Below are 20,347 nucleotides of genomic sequence, written 5' to 3' on the forward strand. Positions count from 1 at the left end.
AGCGCCACGGGCCAGCGCCCGCGGAACGCGACGCACGCGCGCAACACGCACAATCAACATCAATTTTATAACCAAACAGCGTTTTTATGAAAAAGAAAGTCTACTCTTTTGTGCTGTCACTCGTCGCGGCACTGGCGGCAGTCCCTGCATGGGGACAGGACGCCACCGGCGGCACGGTGACACAGCCGCGGTTCGGCAAGCAGACCGTGACCGTGCAGACGGGGCAGGAACTGACGTTCTACGACCCCAAGGGCACGGCCGGCATCGAGTCGAACGCGGCCAACAACACGCAGTCGCTGACGGTGTTCAAGCCGGCCGAGAAAGGCATGGCCGTGCAGGTCACGTTCGACAAGACCGACGTGACGAGCGACTACGGCGGGTACTACGGCCGGGTGTACGTATACAACGGCGACCCCGACGCCGGCAACACCTTCAAATGGGCATCGTCGATAACCGAGGTCACCTCGTCGAGCACCATGCCCGAGGGCGATGTCATCGAGGTGCTCGACGGCAAGTACACCGCCAAGACCTACTACTCAACCGCCGACGACGGCTCCCTGTCGGTGGGCATGCTGTGGCGGTATGCGGCAGCCTGCGAGGGCTGGACGGCCCGGGTGAGCTGCATCAAGCTCGAAGACATGAAGGTGAGCGGGGCCGGCTCGTCGTACGCAGCGGTGACCCCGTCGCCCACGGGCAAGGCCGCCGTGGCGCTGGCCTCGGTGTATGTCACGGCCGAGGGCGTGCTCAACGCCGACAGGCTGACGTCGATAACGTTCACCATGGCCCGCAACGAGGGCATGATAGACCCGCTATCGGTCAAGGTCTACGAGGGCGAGCTGGCCTCGTGCAGCGGGGCCACGCCGATAGAAGCCTCTGTCGAGGCCACGGGCGGCAGCTACCGCATAACGCTCGACAGGCCGCTGCAGGGCGGGCGCAACGCCCTGACGCTGGCCGCCGACATCAACCCCGAGGCCGAAGTGGGCGCCAAGGTGGAGCTTGACGTCACGGCGGTGGCCACCGCCGCCATGCCCGGCGGAGTGGCGGGATTCGTGCGCGCCACGCCCGTGGCCGTGGCCAACCCCGCCATACTGCTCATGGCCGAGGGGCAGGCCAAGGCCAACGTGGGCGAGACGCCGCTGGCCTTCTACGACGACGGCGGCCCCGAGGGCAAGGTGACGGCCAAGTTCCAGGGCACCATGACGCTCTTGCCCACTGTCGAGGGCAAGAAGGTGCAGGTGGACTTCAGCCGGGTGAAACTATCGGAAGGCACCATCTACTACCAATACCTCAACGTATACAACGGGGCCACGGCCGACCCCGCGCAGCTGATAAGGCGCGTAAAGAGCGGCGAGAAGGCCACAATACACTCCACGTCGGCCGACGGGGCGCTCACCGTCGAGCTGGGCAACAACGGCACGAGCTACACCGCCGACGGCTTCGAGGCCACGGTGAGCCTCTTCACGCCGCAGCCCATGACCGCCGACAACATTGCAGTGAGCCAGGCATCCGGCCAGACGGTGTGCGCCGGCGACACCGGCCAGCCGCTGCTCAGGGTGAACATACACACCAGCAACACAGAGCCGCCGCTGAAGGCCGGCACGTTCGCCTTCAACGCCAACGGCACCCACGCCACCATCAAGGCCGCGGCGCTATACTACACCGGGGCCGACGAGGCTTTCTCGACAAAGAATGAGGTGGGCCGCACCGAGGTGACGGCCGACGCATTCAGCATAAAGCCCGCCGACGGCGTGACCCTCAAGGAGGGCGACAACTACTTCTGGCTGGCATGCGACGTGGCCGACGACGCCACCAACGGGCAGGCGGCCGACGCCGCCCTCGCCACGGTAGAGCTCAACGGACGGGCCGAGGCCGTGGCCGAAGGCAACCCCGAGGGCGACCGCAAGGTTGAGAACATAGTATACTCACACGCCGGGCAGGGCACGGTGACCAAGGCCGTGAACGGCAGCCTGGAGCTGCGCACCAAGCCAAGGAGCGAATACTCCGAGAACTACGAGGCCGGGGACGACGTGCGCACCAACGTGTTCGTGCCCATGCACGAGGGCAACGTGTGCCAGATAGACTTCTCGGCGTTCGACCTCTACTATGCCTCTGCATCCTACGGGGTGAAGGCCGACTTCCGCGTATACAGCGGACAGGGAACCAAGGGCGAACTGCTCTGGAAGCTCGACAACCCCGACGACAAGCAGAAGGGCCCCGGGCGGGCGCTGCGCTCCACAGCCGCCGACGGCTCGCTCACGGTGGTGTTCTCGCCCACCGACGGCACACTGTACTACACAGCCACCGGCTTCAAGGCCACGGTGAGCGAATACAAGTCGCAACCCATGGACATAGACAAGGTTGAGGTGACACAAACCACTACCGACATCATGCCGTCGGGGGCAACGGCACAGGCGCTGCTCACCATCAACGTGGTGGCCAAGGGCGACCAGCAGGCCAAGGCCCTCGAGGCCGTGACCATCGACACCAAGGGCTGCGGGGCAGCCATAGCCAAGGCAAGCCTATACTATGTGGGCCACGCCGACGCCAACCCCGCCCCCGACGCGGCACCGGCCGGCTCGGCACAGCCCGCCACCGGCAGCGAGACCATGGTGATAAGGCTTGACGAACCGGTGCAGCTGGCCGAAGGCAACAACTTCTTCCGCCTGTGCGTAGACCTGGGCGACGCGGCCAAGGCCGGCGACAACATCGACGCGGCAGTAACAGCCGTCACCGCCGGGGGCAAGCAGACCGAGGTGGCCGCAGGCGACCCCGACGGCTCGCGCACGGTGAAAGACATGCTGTTGCTGCAGCAGGGCGACAACGGCGAGGTGAAGCTCAAGGCGGCAACGAACCTCATGGTATACGACGACGGCGGCGAAAACGAGCCTGCATCGATGAAGTTCGACGGCAAGGTGACGTTTGCGCCCGCAGTGCAGGGCGAGTCGGTGAAGCTAAAAGTGAAGGCGGCCGACCTCAACTGCACCGACACCCTCTACGTGTATGCCGGATCCACCACCGACAAAGACAGCCTGATGCTCGCCATGCAGTGCTACGACAAGCTGCCGGCCGACATCGTGTCGACGGCGCCAAGCGGCAAGCTGACCGTGCGCTACGTGGTGCGCAGCGGCTACTCGGCCCCCGACGGCTTTGCCATCGAGGCGGTGTCGTACATGAGGAAGGCGCTCGGGGTGGCATCGGTCAACACCGCCATCATTGCCCCCGAGGCCGTCACGAGAGGCCAGGACGACGTGCTGATGATGCGCGTCGACGTTGACGTCGAGGGCGACTACGGACAGGTGGACATCAACTCGATAGCGCTCGGAGCCACCGGGGCCGAGGCACTGTCGCAGGTGACGGTATACACCACCGACACCATAGGCAACTTCGCGCCGTTCACAGTGTTCGGAAGGGCGCAGGCCGCACCGTTCGACGTGACGGGCAACTACACCATAACCGCCGCGGGCACCTACCGCTTCTGGGTGGCAGCGGCCATCGCGACCGAAGCCGCCACGGGCACGCCCGTCAGCATGACGCTCGACAACGTGGCCACAAGCCTCGGCCAGAACAGGCCCGCAACCGGGCTCACGGCGACAACGGCCGTGCGCGACGGGGCCAGCGGCACGATCACCGTGGGCCAGGGCAGGCAGTATCCCACCATACAGGCTGCCGTCGACGCCATTGCCGGCGGCATAGAGGGCCCGGTCAACATAAGCATTGCCCGAGGCATATACAACGAGGTGGTCAGAGTGCCCTACATACCGGGCACGTCGGAGCGCAACACGGTGACAATACAGAGCGAAACGGGCAACTACAACGACGTCAAGCTATACCACAACCAGTATTCCGACCCGGGATACAGCGACGACAAGATGAACCGCGAGTACGGCGTGCTCACCATCGACGGGGCCGACTACGTGACGGTGAGGGGCATCGAAATGACCACAACCGACCTAACGTACCCCGGCATCGCCTTCGTCAAGGGCGCAAGCCGCCACGTCACCATCGACAGCTGCTACATCCACGCCGAGACGACAACCACCTACAGCCAGAACATCAACCTGGTATACACCTACGCCAGGGACGAGGCCAACTGCAACAACGACTACCTCACCGTGGCCAACTGCCTGCTCGAGGGCGGATACATAGGCGTACGCATGGGCGGAACGTCGACAGTGAGGCTGCCAAAGGAAAGGGGCGGCGTGATAGAGGGCAACACCCTGCGCAACCAGGGCTCAAAGGCCATCTACGCGATGGACGAGCTCGGGGCCAAGATACGCCGCAACCGCATTGAGAACACGGTGTCGACGGCAAGCGGCTTCCAGGGCTTCGACGGGCAGCTGCGCGACGCACACCCCGAGAGCATGGTCATCGAGGGCAACATCTTCGACCTGGCCACGCCCGGAGGAGCAATAGCCATCAACCCGCGCAAGCTCACCGGAACGCCCGAGGCACCCGTAATCATAGCCAACAACGAAATCAAGGTGAAGGGCAACAACGCATCGAGCGCCGGAATAAAGCTGGGCTCGGCCGGCGAGCACGTCATCGTGGCACACAACACCGTGCTGGCCACCGGCACCAACGTGGGCGCAGCGCTGTGGATAAACGCCACCATGACGGCCGACGTGACCGTGGCCAACAACATTCTGCAGAACCACACCAAGGGCTACGCATACAGGCTGTACAACGCCGACGCCGCCAAGAACATAGCATTCAGGAGCAACGCCGCCTTCACATCGGGCAAGGTGTTTGCCTACAACAGGGCCGACATAGCCACACCCGACGGATGGCAGGAGCTTAGCGGCGAGACAGGGGGAGTGGCCGACAGCGTGGCATTCCTCTCCGACGTGATTCTCGAACCGGCCGCCGGCGGCAACCTGCTCACTGCCGTGCCGCTGCAGGCCGTGACCACCGACATCAACGGCAAGCCAAGGGCACAGCAACCCACCATCGGGGCCTACGAGTACAACGCGCAGGATGCCGCACCGGCCATGGCCGAAGGCTACCCCGCAGTGGCAGCCACGACCGACACGAGCGCCATCATCGCCGTGAAGACCGACATCGCCGCCACCGCATACATCACCGTGAGGCCCGAATCGGCACCGGCACCCACGCCCGCCGAGATGACAGCCGAGGGCTGCACCAAGCTCACGCTCTACGCAGGGCGCGAGGCAGCGGCCTCAACCGACACACTGACCACCGGCTCGCGCTACGTGGCCTACGCCATGGCCGTGAGCCTGAGGGGCACGGCAGGCAACGTGGTGGCCGGCAAGCCGTTTGTGGCTACGGGCGAAGCCATTGTAGAAGCGCCCAACACCGGCGTGGTGGCCGAGGGATGCACGGTAGAGGCCGGCACCGAGGCCACGCTCACGGCCTACGTCACCGACGGCACAGCTCCGTTCACACTGACATGGACCAACGGCCGGCACGAGCAGATAGCAACCACGACGCTCGACGAGATTGACGTGGCAACGGTGGGCTACACGCCATCGGAGTGCGACCTGTACTACGTCACCGTGACCGACGCCAACGGCAAGCAGGCCAGCGACACCTGCCGCGTCATCGTGACGGGCAAGGCCGTGGCCGCAACAATGGACAACCTGTGGCTGGCCGCCGAGAGCGCATGGGCCGGCCCCGACACCAAGGGCGAAGAGGTGACGGGCACATACTTCGACAGGCAGATGGCGGGCTCGTTCGTCAGCGGGTCGTATGCCTTCAGCAACAACTACAGCCTCGACTACGGCTCATGGTCGGGATTCGCCTACTCCAACCGCACGTCGACAAGCTTCAAGACGCTCGACGACCAGTACAACTCGGCCGTGGGCAGCGGCCACGACGGCTCGGCCAACTACGCCGTGGCCTACGGCAACGGCACGATAAGCGTGCTCAACAACGCCGAGGGCGACACCATCAGGGGCATGTACATCACAAACAACGCCTACGCAGTGAGCTCGATAGTCAACGGCGACAGCTATGCCAAGCCCTTCACCGACGGCTCTTACCTCAAGGTGCTGCTCACAGGCACGCACGCCGACGGCTCGGTGGTAACGGTAGAGCACTACCTGGCCGACTACACCCAGGCATCGGCAGCCGACCACTACTACCTCGACACGTGGCAGTGGGTTGACCTGCGCAGCCTCGGGCGCGTGGTGAAGGTCGACTTCACCATCGACGGCAGCGACAAGAGCGGAGGCTACCTCAACACTCCGGCATACTTCTGCCTCGACGACCTCAACGGCGAGCGCAAGGTGACACGCGCCGCCACGCAGGCCGAACGGAGCGTCGACGCGTCGCCCTTCTTCTCGTTCAGCGCCAACGAGGGCACCATTGCCTACGCACTGCCCGACGCGCCATACGACAGCAAGTACGACGGCGTGACGCTGACGGCCGACGGTCGCCTCTCGCTGCCCGACGGGGCCGAGGGCCGCACCGAGATAGTGGTCAGCGCAACGCAGCGCGGCAAGACCGAGTTTGTTTGCATACCGTTCGACATAGCCTCGGCCATCGGAGGCCCGGCAGCACCGGCCACCACCACCGAGAGCCGCCACGACCTCGGCGGCCGGCGCACGGGCAAGGCCACAAAGGGCATCGTCATCATACGCGCCACCGACGGACAGGTGCGCAAGGAGGTTGCCAGGTAAACACATGGCAGGCGCAAGGATAACAGCACGGCTTTCCCCACGCGCCACGCAACACACCAAAGGCGGTGACAGCACTGAGGCTGTCGCCGCCTTTTTCCATATTCACAACTGCCCCGCGCCCACGCCGGAAGGCTGCCGGAAGGGCCGTATTGCAGTGCCGCACGGGCCGTACGGAACTGCAATACGGCAGGGGCTGCAAGGCCGTGGCATGAAGGCCAAGGGGGCATGTTTGGCGCAAGCGCAAGAAACATTGTCTTTGCGGCCGGCAATCCCGATGGCCGCCACAGGCGGGGAGCCACCAACAGCGCAGCACGCCACAGGCGGATGCGGCGCGCTGGAGACCACCGTCAGGGCGCAAAGAACAGCTGGGGCAGCCTCATCCACAACAGGGCAAGGCTGCCTCGGCATGTTCAAAAAAGCAGAAATGCCACAAGGTGGTCTGCGAGAAGTCCAAACCGTAAGTCACCGCGCCGCCCTCGCCTTTGGTGAAATTGCCCACGCAAATTAGGTCTGACGGCTCGTCGGTAGTCCAAAACGCCACAGACATTGCAGCCTGATGCGGTGGGAAAGACAGCGTTTCGGCCAGCCTCCTTGCTTCCTCCTTGCACAGTGCCCTCAGTTTCCCTGCCCCATCGGTAGCCTTCCCGCACCTTACGGAAAGCTCCCGGCTTGAATTACTTGCTTTCATAATTCCCTTTCTTCAAAAGCATTACGCCGTAAAGGCAGTGAATATAAACCACATGGCAAAAGTTTACTACGGGAATTTAGTTTATAACGAACGGCTTCATGGCATGGAGCAAGGCTTGGATGATGCGATGCGCCCCGCGAAACAAATGCTTCGCGGGGCGCAACTGCATTGCCTGCCGGGCCGGAGGCCGGAGCCACCAAGCCAGCGATGGGGTTGGCCGGCGGCAGGGCCCTGGCCCAGAGGGCGTCAGTAGACGTATATGCGGTAGTCCTTCAGGCCGGCGGGCGCGCCCTGCTCGGCGCGGGGCAGGTATTCCACGGCGGTGACGGTCTGCTCGGAGCCGAGGTCGATGACTACGACGTGGGGGTAGGACGCCTTGCGGTCGGTCTGCCAGTAGGTAGACTCCTGCAGGTCGAACACCTTGTCGGCCATGTAGTTGCCCCCGGCTACGTCTTCGCTGTCGGCATACCTTATGGTCCATGGCTCGCGGCTGAGGCGCTTGCCCTGGGCGTCGAGCACATAGAGCTCGGCTATGGCTGCCAGTTGCTTGCCGTCGTGGGCGTTGAGCCCCTCTATGGCCACGTAGCGCCCTTTGGCGGGGGCGCTGAGCCTCACAGTCTGCCATCCGTTGCCGGGGGCGAACGAACCTTGCGCGGCCAGTGGCAGCGCCTTGGTGTCGAGCGTCTCGCCGGGCTTGCGGTGGGTGGCGGGGCTGGTGATGTTGAGCTTGTCGAGCTCAGGCTCGGCGCGGCCGGAGCACACGGCCTTGCCCGCGGGGCCGATGACGTCGAGCACTATCACCTCGTTGCGGCCCTTCTTGAGCCAGCATCCCGGCACGTAGAGCGTCTGCTGCGGGCCGATGTTCCAGTAGCGGCCTATGGCGTGGCCGTTGACGTAGACAAGGCCCTTGCCGAAGGCCTGCATGTCGAGGAAGGTGTCGCCGGTCTTTCCGAGCGTGAAGTAGCCCCTGTAGTATCCGCGGCGGCCCTTGGGGTAAGACATCACCTCGACGTCCTTGTGTATGCGGTTGTCAACGGCGCGCAGGGCGTTGGCGTAGGTGTCGGGTATGCGCTCGCAGACCCAGTCGCGCAGGGTCCACTGCACCTCGTCACCGCCAATCTCGGCCCGCAGCGCTACGGGGCCGGTGATGCCCTTGGGGTCGTTGATGGCGCGGCCGAAGTTGATGCGGCCCATGCCCTCTACGAGTATGGCCAGCGTCTGCCCTTTCTTCACGGGGGGCAGTGTGAGCGAGCGCTGGCGCTGCACGCGGTCGATGGTGCCTATGTACTCGCGGTCGACGAACACCTGTGCGTAGTCGTGTGCCTCGTCGATGGTGAGCACGCTCCTCACGGGTATCTCGGGCAGCTCGGTGCTGTAGTTCATTGTGCCCCATCCCATGTCCATCTGCTCGAAGGTGAGCGGCTCGCGGCTCTGTGCCAGGCTGTCGGCCCCGGTCATGAGCGGCTCGAAGTCGGCCAGTTCAAACTCGGGTATGCTTATCAGCCGGGCGGCGGGCTTGGGCACTGCCGGCAGCGGCTTGTCGCTATGCCTCTGCATCACCTCGCGCAGCTCGTAGTACTTGGGCGTGGGCATGCCGTATTCGTTGATTGGCGCGTCGTAGTCGTAGGACGTCACGTCGGGCTGGAAGCCGGGCGAGTTGGCCCCGGCCCAGTGGCCGAACGACGTGCCGCCGTGGGTCATGTAGAGCGAGAACGATATTCCCTTTGACAGCATCTCGTCGATGCCGGCCACCATCTTGTCGGCCGGTCGCGTCTCGTGGCGCGCGCCCCACTTGTCGAACCACCCGCTCCAGTATTCGGAGCACATCAGCGGCGACGAGGGGCGCAGCTGCCGCAGCCGGCGGAACTGGTCGTCGATGTTGGCCCCGGTGCCGAAGTTCATCGTCCAGACAAGGTCGTCGAGCCCGTTCTTGGTGAAGTTGCTGGCCCAGTCGCACTGGAACAGCGCCACGTCGGCAAATCCCGCGGCGCGCACGGTGTCGCGTATGGCGGCCACGTACGGCTTGTCTTCGCCGTAAGAGCCATACTCATTCTCTACCTGCACCATGATGATGGGGCCTCCGCGCTGTATGGTTAGCGGCGCGAGCTGCTCGCCCACCTTGCGCATGAACAGTCCCACGCGCTGCATGAAGTAGGGGTCTTGCTCGCGCAGGCGTATGCCCGGCTTCTTGAGCAGCCACCATGGCAGCCCTCCCATCTCCCACTCGGCGCACACGTATGGGCCGGGGCGCACGATGACGTACATGCCGTTTTTCTGTGCCAGCCGGCAGAACTCTGCAATGTCGTTCTGCCCCGTGAAGTCGAATTGTCCCTCGCGCTGCTCGTGTATGTTCCAGAACACGTAGAGGCAGATGGTGTTCATGCCCAGCGCCCGGCACATGCGTATTCGGTGCTCCCAGTAGGGTCGCGGTATGCGTGGGTAGTGCAGCTCGGCGGCCTTGACCACGAAAGGCTTGCCATTGAGCACGAAAGTCTTGTCGCCGGCGGCAAACGTACCGCCCCGGGCCGCGCCGGCGGTGGCCGGAACGGCAGCCAGCAGCGCGGCCAGGGCCGCGGCTGCCAGGTGTTTACGTAAATTCATCACTATTTAGTTATTGTTTCTGTTGTCAGTGCATAGTGGGCGCTGGCCGCCCCCGGGGTATAGCCCGCGCCCAGGCGGCCTGCCGCCTGGGCAACGCAAGCGAGTACAGTGCAAGCTGGCTTGCCTGTTGCCGAGTGCAGCTTATCCTATGCAAAGGTAAGAAAATAATTCGGTTGGCAAAAGGGAATGGCGCAAAAACGGCTCACCAGATAAATCCAGGGGCTTTTTAGGAGTTATTCTTTTTAGGAGTACAGGAGTTCAGGAGTACAGGAGTACAGACAATAGTTTTGTGTATGTTCAGGAAACAGGAGGCAGGAGGCAGGAGTACAGACAATAGTTTTGGAAGCTCTTTTAATTTTTAACTCTTTGTTCAGAGTTAAGATAATAGTTTTGGGAACACGGCCCCCTGGGGGCATGTGGAACGCGTTGCAGGAAGAGATAGTCAATGCCATTGTCCTCTAACTCCTTGTAACTCCTTCTACCTCCCTCTAACTCATTATTCACAAAAACTATTGTCCTCTAACTCCACATAACTCCTTCTAACTCCCTCTAACTCCATTGTACACAAGAACTATTGTCCTCTAACTCCTTGTAACTCCTTCTAACTCCCTCTAACTCCATTGTATATTATAGACAAAAACTATTGTCTGTACTCCTGTACTCCTGTACTCCTGTACTCCTAAAAAGAATAACTCCTAAAAAGCCCCTATCTTTATCGAGTGTCCCGCCAAAACAACGCTCGCCAGCCCCTGCAGCTGTAAGGACGAAAAAAAGCGGAGAGCCCGTGCGCCCTGCCGGCGCGGCTCTCCGCTGGTCATGCCATGATTGAATCCCAATAGTACATCAGGCCGCCTCATGGCCGGCTCGGCCTTTGTATCAAGCCTCCACATGGTTGCATTCGCTTGCGGGCGTCACGGCTGCCGCACTGCCTCGGCGCATCATGCCGCGCCTTGGCAACGGCGGCAGCCCATCTGCTCAACAATAGAATGAATCCGTCGGAACTCTATCTACCGATTGGATTTGAAAAAGGATTTGGAACAACTTACTGCCTCAGAGGCTCAATTGTGGGCCACGACGGCCTTGTGGGCAGGCTTGAGCTCATACTCAATCGGGGCAAAGTCGGTGAGCGTGTCGCCGTCGAATATAACGGTGGCAGCCTCTACCTTCATTGTCAGGGTGCTGTCGGCGCCGGAGTATTCGCCGGAGGCCGGCTGGGTGAAGCCCACCTTCACCGTGTGCTCCTGGCCATCGGCTGTGGTGTTGAAGAGCAGCGAGTCGGCCGAGACGGTCATGGCCACCTTGTTGCCAACGACGTTGCCCTTGTAAGAGGCTGAGAAAGGCACGCTGCCCACTGAAGCCAGGGCCTCTGAGAGCTGCTCGGCAGGCACCACGGCGGCCACAATGCCGTCGACGGGGAAATCGGCTATGCTCACCGAGTCGGCGCCCACGGTCACGGTCACGGTGGTGTCGGCCTCGCCGGCTGTCATGACGGCGTCGGGATATTCGCCCACCACGGCGCCGGCCGTGAGCACGTCGCCACCGCCGGTGTTGTTGTCGTCATCGTCACAAGCCACGAACATTGAGCCGCAGAGGCATAAAGACATAGCGAAAATCGCACTGTATACTTTCTTTCTATTCATTTTGAAGTCTATTTTTATTCTGTTTATAAGTTAAGTTTGTTTGTGAGTACTCAACCATAATAACAAACAGAAGAAGAATACTTGCACGGAAAGAAAGGCATTTAACTTATTTTTAGGCTTTCGGGTGCTAAATGCTGAAACAGCACCGGGAGCGAAACACTTTTTAACCCAACAGGCCGCCATGGCCCAAAGCGCCCACGCCCCGGTGCCGTAAGGGCTGACGCACATGGCGCTGTGGGCGCCAAGGGCCTACGCCCCGCCCCAAGGCCGACACAAGGCCGCCGCTACGGCGCCGCGGCGGCCCGGCCCGCAATGCCGGGCGGCGGGTCATTGCCGTGCGGCGGGCTGCTGCCGCGTGACGCAATGCAGCATGCCGCCATGCTTGTATAGCTTGGTGACGTCGATGGGCACCACCCTCCGGCCGGGATATAGCTCGGTGAGCATGCGCACGGCCACGCTGTCGTTGGCATCGCCATAGGCCGGCATTAGCACCACGGTGTTGCCCACGTAGAAGTTGAGGTAAGAGCCCTTGTAGCCCAGCCCCCTGACGTTTTTGCGCGTGAGCGGCATCTGCACCACGCGGTAAGGCTCGCCGTCGGCATTGCGGGCCGAGGCAATGACGTCGTAGTCGGCCATGTCGATGCCCTCATAGAGGTCGGCAAAGTCGTTGCGCGCCACGGCTATGATGGTGTGCGAGTCGTAGAAGCGTGCAATGCCGTCGATGTGGGCGTCGGTGATGTCCTCGCCAATGGCTCCCTTGAGCCAGATGAAGTTGCTCACGCCCAGGCACTGGCGCAGCCGCCTCTCCACATATTCCTTGGCGAGCCCCCTGTTGCGGCCCGGGCTTACCACCGAGCTCTCGCAGGCCATGAGCGTGCCGGCGCCGTCGGTCTCGACCGCCCCGCCTTCAATCACCACGTCCGACGCGTCGCACAGCGGCAGGCCCGTGATGGCGGCCACGCGGCGCGGCACGGCGTCGTCGAGGCTGTGGGGTGCCTTGCGCCCCCACCCGTCGAAGGCGAAGTCGACCACGGCCTGCCTGCCGCTGCTGTCGCAGACGAACACCGGGCCGGTGTCTCTTATCCACACGTCGTCGGTGGGCACGGCCACAAAGTCGATGGCGGCCATGTCGGCTCCGCTGCCCTCGAGCTTGCGGGCTATGCGCCTGTGCTCGGTCTCGTCGTAGGCAATGATGTGCACGCGCTCGCCGCCCGACAGCGCCGCGGCCATGGCCACCCATACGGGCTCTATCGAGTCGCGGTAGGCGGTGCCGTAGGTGTGGTGGTGGGGCCAGGCCAGCCATGTGCCCTCGTGTGGGGCGTCTTCGCTCATTATGGTGTATTTGTACATGCTTTCTGTCTCCTTTTGCCGGCCGTCGGCGCTAATGCCGATGGTGGCCATAGCGAGGATTATTGCATGTATTGCTACAAGGACGGTGCGTTTACCCAGGATTTCACGATGGGGCAGATGATAGAGTTCTGCCTGCAATTCTTAGGCCAATGGAATGTTCAGGCCGGTTGTAAGTTGACTCCCATACAAGCGAAAGAACAAATGCTCCAACACTTTCCGCAATTGAAACGGTGGAAAGTGAAAGATGAACGGCCGCTGTCGGAAAAGGCAACCCACTTGCTTTCGCAATGCGATAACGTGACCGTCGCTTCCATTGATGCCAATGGCTATCCCCGCCCGGTGCAGATGTCAAAGATTGGCGCGAAGGGTTTCCATGAGGTTTGGATGGCGACAAGTGCAGACTCCGTAAAGGCAACCGACTTCAAGGCAAACAACAAGGCCGGGCTTTGTTACGACCATTACGGGGATGGCGTTGCCCTGCGCGGCACGGTAGAAGTAGTCACGGACGATGCCATCCGCAAGGACATGTGGCAGGAGTGGTTCATCCATCATTTCACCGGCGGGCCTGACGACCCCAACTACGTGCTTCTGCATTTCATTGGCACGGAAGCCACCTTTTGGATAAATGGCGAATTTGCACACTCCAACATCTGATGCACATGAAAACCATAGCACCTGACACCCAGAACATAGCCGCTTGCGGTCTTTATTGCGGAGCCTGCCGTAAATTCTTGGCGGAGAAATGCCCGGGATGCAAACAAAATGAAAAGGCGGCTTGGTGCAAGATACGCTCATGCTGCCCAGAAAACAAGTTGAACACTTGCGCTGAATGTCACCATGACGTCAGGGAATGCAAATTGTTTTCCAACCGGATAGGCAAGGTTTTCGCATTCCTGTTCAATTCTGACCGTCCCGCCTGCATCCGCTTCATCAAGGAACATGGCGAACAGGCATTTGCCGAAGAGATGGCCAAACGCAAATGCCAAACCATCAAAAGAAAGCAAAGATGAACAGCGAAGCATCGTAATGCTGTCAAACAATGAACCCATTCAAACTTTTTCCGAAAGGCATTTTTGCCTCATTCTGATGGCCTTTTCGGAGCCATGGCGCAACAATGCCGCCAAGCAAGCCGACGCCCGGCCGCCCGCCGGCCATGCCATCCCCGCGCTGCCGGGCCGCCCCCTGTGGCTGCCGCCATCACGCAAAGCGGGCCCGCAGTGCCGTCTGCACTGCGGGCCCGCCTCAACGGTGAACGCCGTAACGGCCCCGTCCTGACGGGCCTGGGCCTTTTCCGGCCGCACATGGGGCAGGCTACGGCCGCCTACGCAGGGGCCGGCGGCCGCTGTGGCTCACTTGGCGCGGTATTTCTCGGCTTGCGAGCGTATGAGCTCGGCGTCGTCGAAATAGTTGATGCGCATGGCCCGGCGCACCTCGTCCATGGTCTGGGCTGCGGTCTCGCGGGCGCGCTCGGTGCCCTGGCGCAGCATGTCGTAGATGGCGGGTATGTCCTGCTCGAACCCGTGGCGGCGCTCACGCATTGGGGCGAGCGTCTTCTCGAGCACCGAGTATAGGAACTTCTTGCACTTCATGTCGCCCAGCCCCCCGCGGCGGTAGTGGTCCTTGAGCTCGTCGAGGCAGGCGTATTCGGGCCAGAACTCGGCGAAGTCGGCATCGGTGCAGAAGGCGTCGAGGTAGGTGAACACGGCGTTGCCCTCCACCGTGCCCGGGTCGCTCACGTTGAGGTGGTTGGGGTCGGTGTACATCGAGCGCACCTTCTGCCACACCTCGTCGGCCGAGTCGCTCAGGTAGATGCAGTTGCCAAGGCTCTTGCTCATCTTCTCCTTGCCGTCGGTGCCGGGCAGGCGGCGCGCCGTGGCGTTTTCGGGCAGCATTATCTCGGGCTCCACGAGCACCTCGCCGTAGGTCTGGTTGAACCTCCTGACGAGCTCGCGCGTCACCTCGAGCATGGGCTCCTGGTCTTCGCCGGCGGGCACGGTGGTGGCCTTGAAGAGCGTTATGTCGGCAGCCTGGCTCACCGGGTAGCAGAAGAAGCCGAGCGGTATGTTGGCCTCGAAGTTGCGCATCTTGATCTCGGTCTTCACCGTGGGGTTGCGCTGCACGCGCGACACGGTGATGAGGTTCATCAGATAGGTGGTGAGCTCGGCCAGTTCGGCCACCTGGCTCTGCACGAAGAGCGTGCACTTGGCGGGGTCGAGCCCGGCGGCAAGGTAGTCGAGGGCCACCTCTATGATGTTCTGGCGTATTTTCTCGGGGTTGTCGGCGTTGTCGGTTAGGGCCTGCACGTCGGCCATGAAGACAAACATCTTGTCGTAGTTGCCCTCATCTTGCAGTTGTACGCGGCGTCTGAGCGAGCCCACGTAGTGGCCCAGGTGCAGCTTGCCGGTGGGGCGGTCGCCCGTAAGGATTACTTTTCCCATTGTTGTAATATCATTTTGTGTTGTTACTTATGCAAAGCCGTCGCAAACGGGCTCGATGCAAATACATTGCAAATTGCCGGGTGCAGCTTTGTCTTATGCAAAGACATTGCAAACGGGCTCGATGCAAATACATTGCAAATTGCCGGGTGCAGCTTTGTCTTATGCAAAGACATCGCAAACGAGGGCAATGCAATCACATTGCAAATTGCCGGGTGCAGCTTTGTCTTATGCAAAGACATCGCAAACGAGGGCAATGCAACTCCATTGCAAATTGCCGGGCGCAGCTTTGTCTTATGCAAAGACATCGCAAACGAGGGCAATGCAATCACATTGCAAATTGCCGGGTGCAGCTTTGTCTTATGCAAAGCCGTCGCAAACGGGCTCGATGCAATCACATTGCAAATTGCCGGGTGCAGCTTTGTCTTATGCAAAGCCGTCGCAAACGAGGGCAATGCAATCACATTGCAAATTGCCGAGTGCAGCTTTGTCTTATGCAAAGACATCGCAAACGAGGGCAATGCAATCACATTGCAAATTGCCGGGTGCAGCTTTGTCTTATGCAAAGGTAGCACAAAAAAACCGAACGGGCAAATATGCCGCCACTTTATTGCGCGGCCCGCGCCGGGTGGCTCAGAAGTTGAACACCAGTTCCTTGGCAATAGACTCGCTCAGGCTGGCGGCCACGGGGCATGCCTTGGCTGCGCCCATTATCACCTTGCGGTCGGCCTCCGAGAGGTTGGTGCCGTCAACGTCGAACACCACCTTTATTGCCGTCACGCGGTGGGTGGCGGGGTCGGTGTCGTAGGTCATCGTCGCCGTGGGCAGGCCAATGTCGATGCCCTTGCGGGCGGCCGTGGCCCCCATCATCGAGAGCATGCAGGCCCCGAGCGAGTTTACCAGCATGTCTACGGGTGTGAACGTGGTGCCGGCAGTGCGGCTCTCGGGCGAGTTGTCGGTGGCGGTCGTTATCTGCGAACCGCCCTTGGCGGCCGTGGTCTTGATGTTGCCGCTGTAGGTCACTTTGATTTCTTCCATTGCTTTGCTTTTGTTTTAAGTTAGACAAATGTTGGCTGCCGGCCGCGCCCTGCCTGCACGGGGCACATGCCCCGGCGGGGCCGGCTGTGGGCGTGCGGCCGGGCTTGCGCTGCCGTGGCCTGTTGCGCCACGGCTGTGGGCGGCAGCCCATTCATTTGCAAATATAATGTTTTTCCCTCAAAAAACCGTCATGCGGGCATGATTCTTTCAACATGTCGGGCAGCCCTCTGACTTTTGCCATAGAAAATCGGACGTAGGCAACAACTTGCCCTCTGCCGCACCTTGCCTGCCAGCCCCGCCGGCCATTGCCGGTGGCCGCCCTTGCTTGCGCACTGCGGGCGGGCGCAAGCACAAGCAATCCGGCATCAGGCGCTCACGCCTACCGGCCTGACAGCCCAAGCGTTGCCGACATAGCAACCCGCAGCAGGCGGCACCACAGGGCGACGGGCAAGCGCAACCGGGCTACGCCAGATTATCACAACCGGAGGCAAAGCTGCACGGAAACTCTTGTCTGCCAAAAATCCGGGCTGCAACATCCATTACCTTCGACATTAATCGCTAAATTTAAGCTGGAAACCATTAATCTCGAAAAAGCATGAGAATATATCATTTGTTCATCGGGTGCGCCATAGCCCTCTTGCTGCAAGGTTGCGACAAGGCTCACCCCGTTCCCGTAGACAAAAAAGAATACGTCAGTAAAAAGGCCGAAGTGTTTCTTGAGGGGAACCAAGACGAAATCTATCCGTGGCTTTCATTTTCGGCCCATACCGACAACGGCAAACCAATTTATTTGGAAAATGGCAACGACAAGATGGCTTTCGCCGACGGGCAATGCCTACTGAACTGGGGAGAATTGCCAAAGTCGGGCCACCTTGTGCTACGCGCCGAGGGCACGGCGCCTGTCACCATGCATGTCGGGGTTACATACAGGAAAAGGAAAAAGACGGAGCCCCCGGCCGAATCGGAGCTGTTGACGGTAAGGATAAAGGGCTACGCAGGCGATGTGCAGGTGCTTGACACTACACGCCTGATGCGCTCATTCTATGCAAAAGAGCTCATAATGCCCGACAACTATATGTTCCATGTAAGTTTTTGACCCAGGCGGCCTTTGCCGCCTGAAGCCACCCGGAGGCAGCCTTTCCCCACGCCAAGGGCGCCAGCCCGGTTGTGCTGCCGCGCAAACCTGCTGCCGCATTGCCTGAGGCGGGCTGGCCGCGCCTATACAAGGCTCCCGGCAGCATGCGGGCAACATGGCGGAAGCACTGGTGAAGCCGGCTGACGCAGCCAGGGCCATCCCCCGCGGCCCGACGGCCGTAGGGCCTTTGCGACATGGCCAAGAAACCTACGCCAACCCTTTCCTGGCATGGCCCGCGGGCCGCATCGTGCAGCTATGCCCCGGGCAAGCGCTCCTGCCGGGCGCCATTTGGGGAAAAGGGCCGACAAAGGGCCGGGGCAAAAAGCGGCCAGTTGCTTTGGCCCACAATGGCGCAAATGGCAACAACAAACAACGACCGGCAGGCCAACAGCCGTTCGGCGAACCCGGACGGCACGTCTGGCCCTGCAAAACGGGCCGGCCCGAGCCGCCAAACGGCATGGCCAGCGGCAAGGGCCCTGCCGCATCGCCCTGGGGCCGCGGCCGCCAAACAAGCAAGGCGCAACAGGCCGCCCGCGGGTGGCGGGATGCCTGCTGCGCCTTGCGCATTGCTTCCTACGGTGCAGGGCCGGGCTCAGCGCGCCTGCGCCCTCTCGGCGCCCTCGGCTGGGCCGGCGGCCGGCTTGGGCTCGAGCAGCGAGCGGTATTTCCGGCTGTCGGCCAGTATGCGCTCGGCCTCCACGAGCTGCTTGTCGTGGGCCAGCGCCTGCTGCATGGCCCCGCCCTGATAGTAGTAGGCGGCCACTATGTCTTGCTCGATGAGCTGGCGTATGTCGTCCTTGTGGCGCTCCAGGTCGCGCTCCACGTTGTGGTTGAGCTTGGCGCGCAGGCTGTCGAACTCGGCGCGGGCATCGTCGTAGTAGCCCTCGAAGCGCGCCAGCTTCTCGAGCTCGTCGAGCTTCTTGCTGCTCATGGGGTCGTAGGTGAAGCCGCTCGCCACCACCCGCCGCTTGAAGTCGGCAAAGTCGGCGTCGGACAGCCTGAACTCGCCCGCCGGGGCTATCGACGGGTGGGCGGCAATGTAGTCGACCACATAGTCGAGCATCACCTCCGACGAGTCGGCCCTATCAAGGTAGAACACGATGTTGGGCAGCGTGTCGGGCTTCACCTCCACGTCGGGCATGATGCCCCCGCCGTCGCGCACCTCGCGTCCGCTGAGCGTGTGGAACACGTGGGTCAGGCTGTCGGCAATGTGCTCGGTGTAGCCCCCGCCGCTGTGCTTGTAGTTCACGGCCTGTATGCACCGCCCGCTGGGTATGTAGTACTTGCTGGTGGTGAGCTTGAGCGTGCCGTTGTAGGGCAGGTCCATCGGCACCTGCACCAGGCCCTTGCCATAGGTGCGCGTGCCGAGCACCACTCCGCGGTCGAGGTCTTGCAGCGAACCGGCAGTGATCTCGCTGGCGCTGGCCGTCTCGCCGTTGACCAGCACCACTATTGGCATCACCGTGTCAACGGGCTCGAGCCGCGTCTTGTACTCGCGGTTGGCCTGGCGCAGCTTGCCCCGCGTCTCCACCAGCACCCGGCCCTTGGGCACCCACATGTTTATTATCTCAACGGCCTCGGCCAGCGAGCCGCCGCCGTTGCCCCTGAGGTCGAGCACGAGGCCCTTGGCCCCCTGCCCCTTCAGGTCGACGAAGGCGCGGCGCATGTCCTTGGCGCATCCCTCCGTGAAGCTGTTCAGGCAGATGTAGCCCACACCGCCGGGGCGCATGCCGTAGTATGGTATCTCGGGCAGCTTGATGTTGCGGCGCGTCACCCTGAACGTCAGCTCCTTGCCCGTGGTGGGGCGCCTCACCCTCAGAGCGAAGGTGGTGCCGGGCTCGCCGCGCAGCCGCTCGCTGACGTAGCTCACCGTCTTGCCCACCATCGACGAGTCGTCTATCGACAGTATCTCGTCGCCCTTGCGCAGGCCCACCTCGGCAGCGGGCATGCCCTCGTAGGGCTCGTCGATGACCACGCTCTGTATCTTGAGGTTCTGGCGTATCACGGCGCCTATGCCGGCATACTTGCCCGTGAGCATCATCTCGAGCTCCTTGTTCTTGTCTTCGGGGTAGTACTCGGTGTAGGGGTCGAGGCTGCGCAGCATGGCCTTGATGCCGTTGCCTATCACCTCCGACGGGTTGAGCGTGTCGACATACATCAGGTCGAGGTTCTTGTAGATGGTGTTGAATATGTCGAGGTTCTTGCCCACCTCGAAGTTGTGGCCCCTCGACTTCTGCGCCTGCAGGCCCGCCGCCGCCATGAATGCGGCCAGCAAGATAACGATGCGTCTTCTCATTTTTATATCTCTGTGGTTTCTTCTTTGAGCTTGCCGCCCTGCCGCACCGGGCCCGCCGGCCGGACGGCGGCGGGTGGCCATTGCCGCCAAGGGCAGGCTAACATGACTGCAAAATTAACTGATTATACTCTAAATCCGGCCACACAGGGCGTTTTTTTGAGAAAATTTTATGTTTACCGCTATTTTTTCGCCGAAAAATTTGCACGTCTCGCAAAAAGGCATTACCTTTGCATCGCAATTCAGAAATGAGGCGCGCAACACTGCTTCAATAGCTCAGTTGGTTAGAGCACCTGACTGTTAATCAGGGGGTCGTTGGTTCAAGCCCATCTTGAAGCGCAGGTAAAATGAAGTGCTAATTACTTGAAGTTCAGGTAGTTGGCACTTTTTCTTTTTATCCTTCATTTGGGCTTTTGCGGCTGGGCAATCACCTGCTTTTGATGGCAAATTGACTATCTGTTGACCTATTGTTTACTTCTAAAAACATAGGTAATATGCTGACAATCAAGGCGGAAATCAAGAAAGACGG

The 20,347-nt window shown here is 61.5% G+C and carries 12 protein-coding genes and 1 tRNA gene; 6 read left to right on the forward strand and 7 right to left on the reverse strand.

The window, feature by feature from the left end:
• Nucleotides 1-86 precede the first annotated feature (86 nt).
• Nucleotides 87-6,638, forward strand: coding sequence for a DUF4465 domain-containing protein (locus M3089_RS08860; RefSeq protein WP_249083451.1), 6,552 nt, complete (start codon nt 87-89; stop codon nt 6,636-6,638).
• A 376-nt stretch (nt 6,639-7,014) separates the two neighbouring features.
• Here M3089_RS08860 and M3089_RS08865 read toward each other — a convergent pair whose 3' ends face one another.
• The 4 genes from M3089_RS08865 to M3089_RS08880 form a co-directional block, all read right to left on the reverse strand.
• A complete protein-coding gene (locus tag M3089_RS08865) occupies nt 7,015-7,326 on the reverse strand; it encodes a hypothetical protein (RefSeq protein WP_249083454.1) in 312 nt (103 codons plus the stop codon).
• Nucleotides 7,327-7,572: 246 nt separating this feature from the next.
• A complete protein-coding gene (locus M3089_RS08870; protein WP_249083456.1) occupies nt 7,573-9,927 on the reverse strand; it encodes a beta-galactosidase in 2,355 nt (784 codons plus the stop codon).
• 1,058 nt (nt 9,928-10,985) lie between these two features.
• The gene (locus M3089_RS08875) at nt 10,986-11,567 is read right to left on the reverse strand and encodes a DUF4840 domain-containing protein (protein ID WP_249083458.1); all 582 of its coding nucleotides are present in this window, start codon (nt 11,565-11,567) and stop codon (nt 10,986-10,988) included.
• Nucleotides 11,568-11,894: 327 nt separating this feature from the next.
• Nucleotides 11,895-12,968, reverse strand: coding sequence for an agmatine deiminase family protein (locus M3089_RS08880; protein WP_249083460.1), 1,074 nt, complete (start codon nt 12,966-12,968; stop codon nt 11,895-11,897).
• Between the two features lie 15 nt (nt 12,969-12,983).
• Here M3089_RS08880 and M3089_RS08885 point away from each other — a divergent pair, with 15 nt between their 5' ends.
• Together M3089_RS08885 and M3089_RS08890 are read left to right on the forward strand one after the other, a co-directional pair.
• Nucleotides 12,984-13,571: a pyridoxamine 5'-phosphate oxidase family protein gene (locus M3089_RS08885; protein ID WP_249083462.1), complete on the forward strand. Its 588-nt coding sequence runs from the start codon at nt 12,984-12,986 to the stop codon at nt 13,569-13,571.
• A gap of 5 nt (nt 13,572-13,576) precedes the next feature.
• Nucleotides 13,577-13,927 (forward strand): DUF3795 domain-containing protein, encoded by a 351-nt coding sequence (locus M3089_RS08890; protein WP_249083464.1) that lies wholly within the window; start codon nt 13,577-13,579, stop codon nt 13,925-13,927.
• A 339-nt stretch (nt 13,928-14,266) separates the two neighbouring features.
• On the opposite strand, the gene trpS is transcribed toward M3089_RS08890, so the two are convergent.
• Complete coding sequence (gene trpS, locus M3089_RS08895; RefSeq protein ID WP_205111517.1) at nt 14,267-15,355, reverse strand: tryptophan--tRNA ligase; 1,089 nt, start codon at nt 15,353-15,355, stop codon at nt 14,267-14,269.
• Nucleotides 15,356-15,516: 161 nt separating this feature from the next.
• On the opposite strand from trpS, the gene M3089_RS15935 reads away from it, so the two are divergent.
• Nucleotides 15,517-15,924: a NosD domain-containing protein gene (locus tag M3089_RS15935; protein WP_394802271.1), complete on the forward strand. Its 408-nt coding sequence runs from the start codon at nt 15,517-15,519 to the stop codon at nt 15,922-15,924.
• A gap of 61 nt (nt 15,925-15,985) precedes the next feature.
• Here M3089_RS15935 and M3089_RS08900 read toward each other — a convergent pair whose 3' ends face one another.
• Nucleotides 15,986-16,390 carry an OsmC family protein gene (locus M3089_RS08900; RefSeq protein WP_249083466.1) on the reverse strand — a complete coding sequence of 135 codons (405 nt, stop codon included), beginning with the start codon at nt 16,388-16,390 and terminating at the stop codon, nt 15,986-15,988.
• A gap of 595 nt (nt 16,391-16,985) precedes the next feature.
• Between M3089_RS08900 and M3089_RS08905 the strand changes: the two genes are divergently transcribed.
• The gene (locus M3089_RS08905) at nt 16,986-17,486 is read left to right on the forward strand and encodes a hypothetical protein (RefSeq protein ID WP_249083467.1); all 501 of its coding nucleotides are present in this window, start codon (nt 16,986-16,988) and stop codon (nt 17,484-17,486) included.
• 631 nt (nt 17,487-18,117) lie between these two features.
• On the opposite strand, the gene M3089_RS08910 is transcribed toward M3089_RS08905, so the two are convergent.
• Nucleotides 18,118-19,821: a S41 family peptidase gene (locus M3089_RS08910; protein WP_394802272.1), complete on the reverse strand. Its 1,704-nt coding sequence runs from the start codon at nt 19,819-19,821 to the stop codon at nt 18,118-18,120.
• 262 nt (nt 19,822-20,083) lie between these two features.
• On the opposite strand from M3089_RS08910, the gene M3089_RS08915 reads away from it, so the two are divergent.
• Nucleotides 20,084-20,157 (forward strand) — tRNA-Asn (locus M3089_RS08915).
• Nucleotides 20,158-20,347: the final 190 nt, after the last annotated feature.

The organism is Marseilla massiliensis (genome assembly GCF_023336985.1).
Taxonomy (GTDB): Bacteria; Bacteroidota; Bacteroidia; order Bacteroidales; family Bacteroidaceae; genus Prevotella; species Prevotella intestinigallinarum.

Excerpts from the sequence above, each read along its gene's own strand:
- M3089_RS08900 (WP_249083466.1), bottom strand. The coding sequence starts at position 16,390 with ATGGAAGAAATCAAAGTGACCTACAGCGGCAACATCAAGACCACGGCC.
- M3089_RS08870 (WP_249083456.1), bottom strand. The coding sequence starts at position 9,927 with ATGAATTTACGTAAACACCTGGCAGCCGCGGCCCTGGCCGCGCTGCTG.
- M3089_RS08880 (WP_249083460.1), bottom strand. The coding sequence starts at position 12,968 with ATGGCCACCATCGGCATTAGCGCCGACGGCCGGCAAAAGGAGACAGAA.
- M3089_RS08910 (WP_394802272.1), bottom strand. The coding sequence starts at position 19,821 with ATGAGAAGACGCATCGTTATCTTGCTGGCCGCATTCATGGCGGCGGCG.
- trpS (WP_205111517.1), bottom strand. The coding sequence starts at position 15,355 with ATGGGAAAAGTAATCCTTACGGGCGACCGCCCCACCGGCAAGCTGCAC.
- M3089_RS08875 (WP_249083458.1), bottom strand. The coding sequence starts at position 11,567 with ATGAATAGAAAGAAAGTATACAGTGCGATTTTCGCTATGTCTTTATGC.
- M3089_RS08905 (WP_249083467.1), top strand. The coding sequence starts at position 16,986 with ATGAGAATATATCATTTGTTCATCGGGTGCGCCATAGCCCTCTTGCTG.
- M3089_RS08865 (WP_249083454.1), bottom strand. The coding sequence starts at position 7,326 with ATGAAAGCAAGTAATTCAAGCCGGGAGCTTTCCGTAAGGTGCGGGAAG.
- M3089_RS08890 (WP_249083464.1), top strand. The coding sequence starts at position 13,577 with ATGAAAACCATAGCACCTGACACCCAGAACATAGCCGCTTGCGGTCTT.
- M3089_RS08860 (WP_249083451.1), top strand. The coding sequence starts at position 87 with ATGAAAAAGAAAGTCTACTCTTTTGTGCTGTCACTCGTCGCGGCACTG.
- M3089_RS08885 (WP_249083462.1), top strand. The coding sequence starts at position 12,984 with ATGTATTGCTACAAGGACGGTGCGTTTACCCAGGATTTCACGATGGGG.
- M3089_RS15935 (WP_394802271.1), top strand. The coding sequence starts at position 15,517 with ATGCAAAGACATCGCAAACGAGGGCAATGCAATCACATTGCAAATTGC.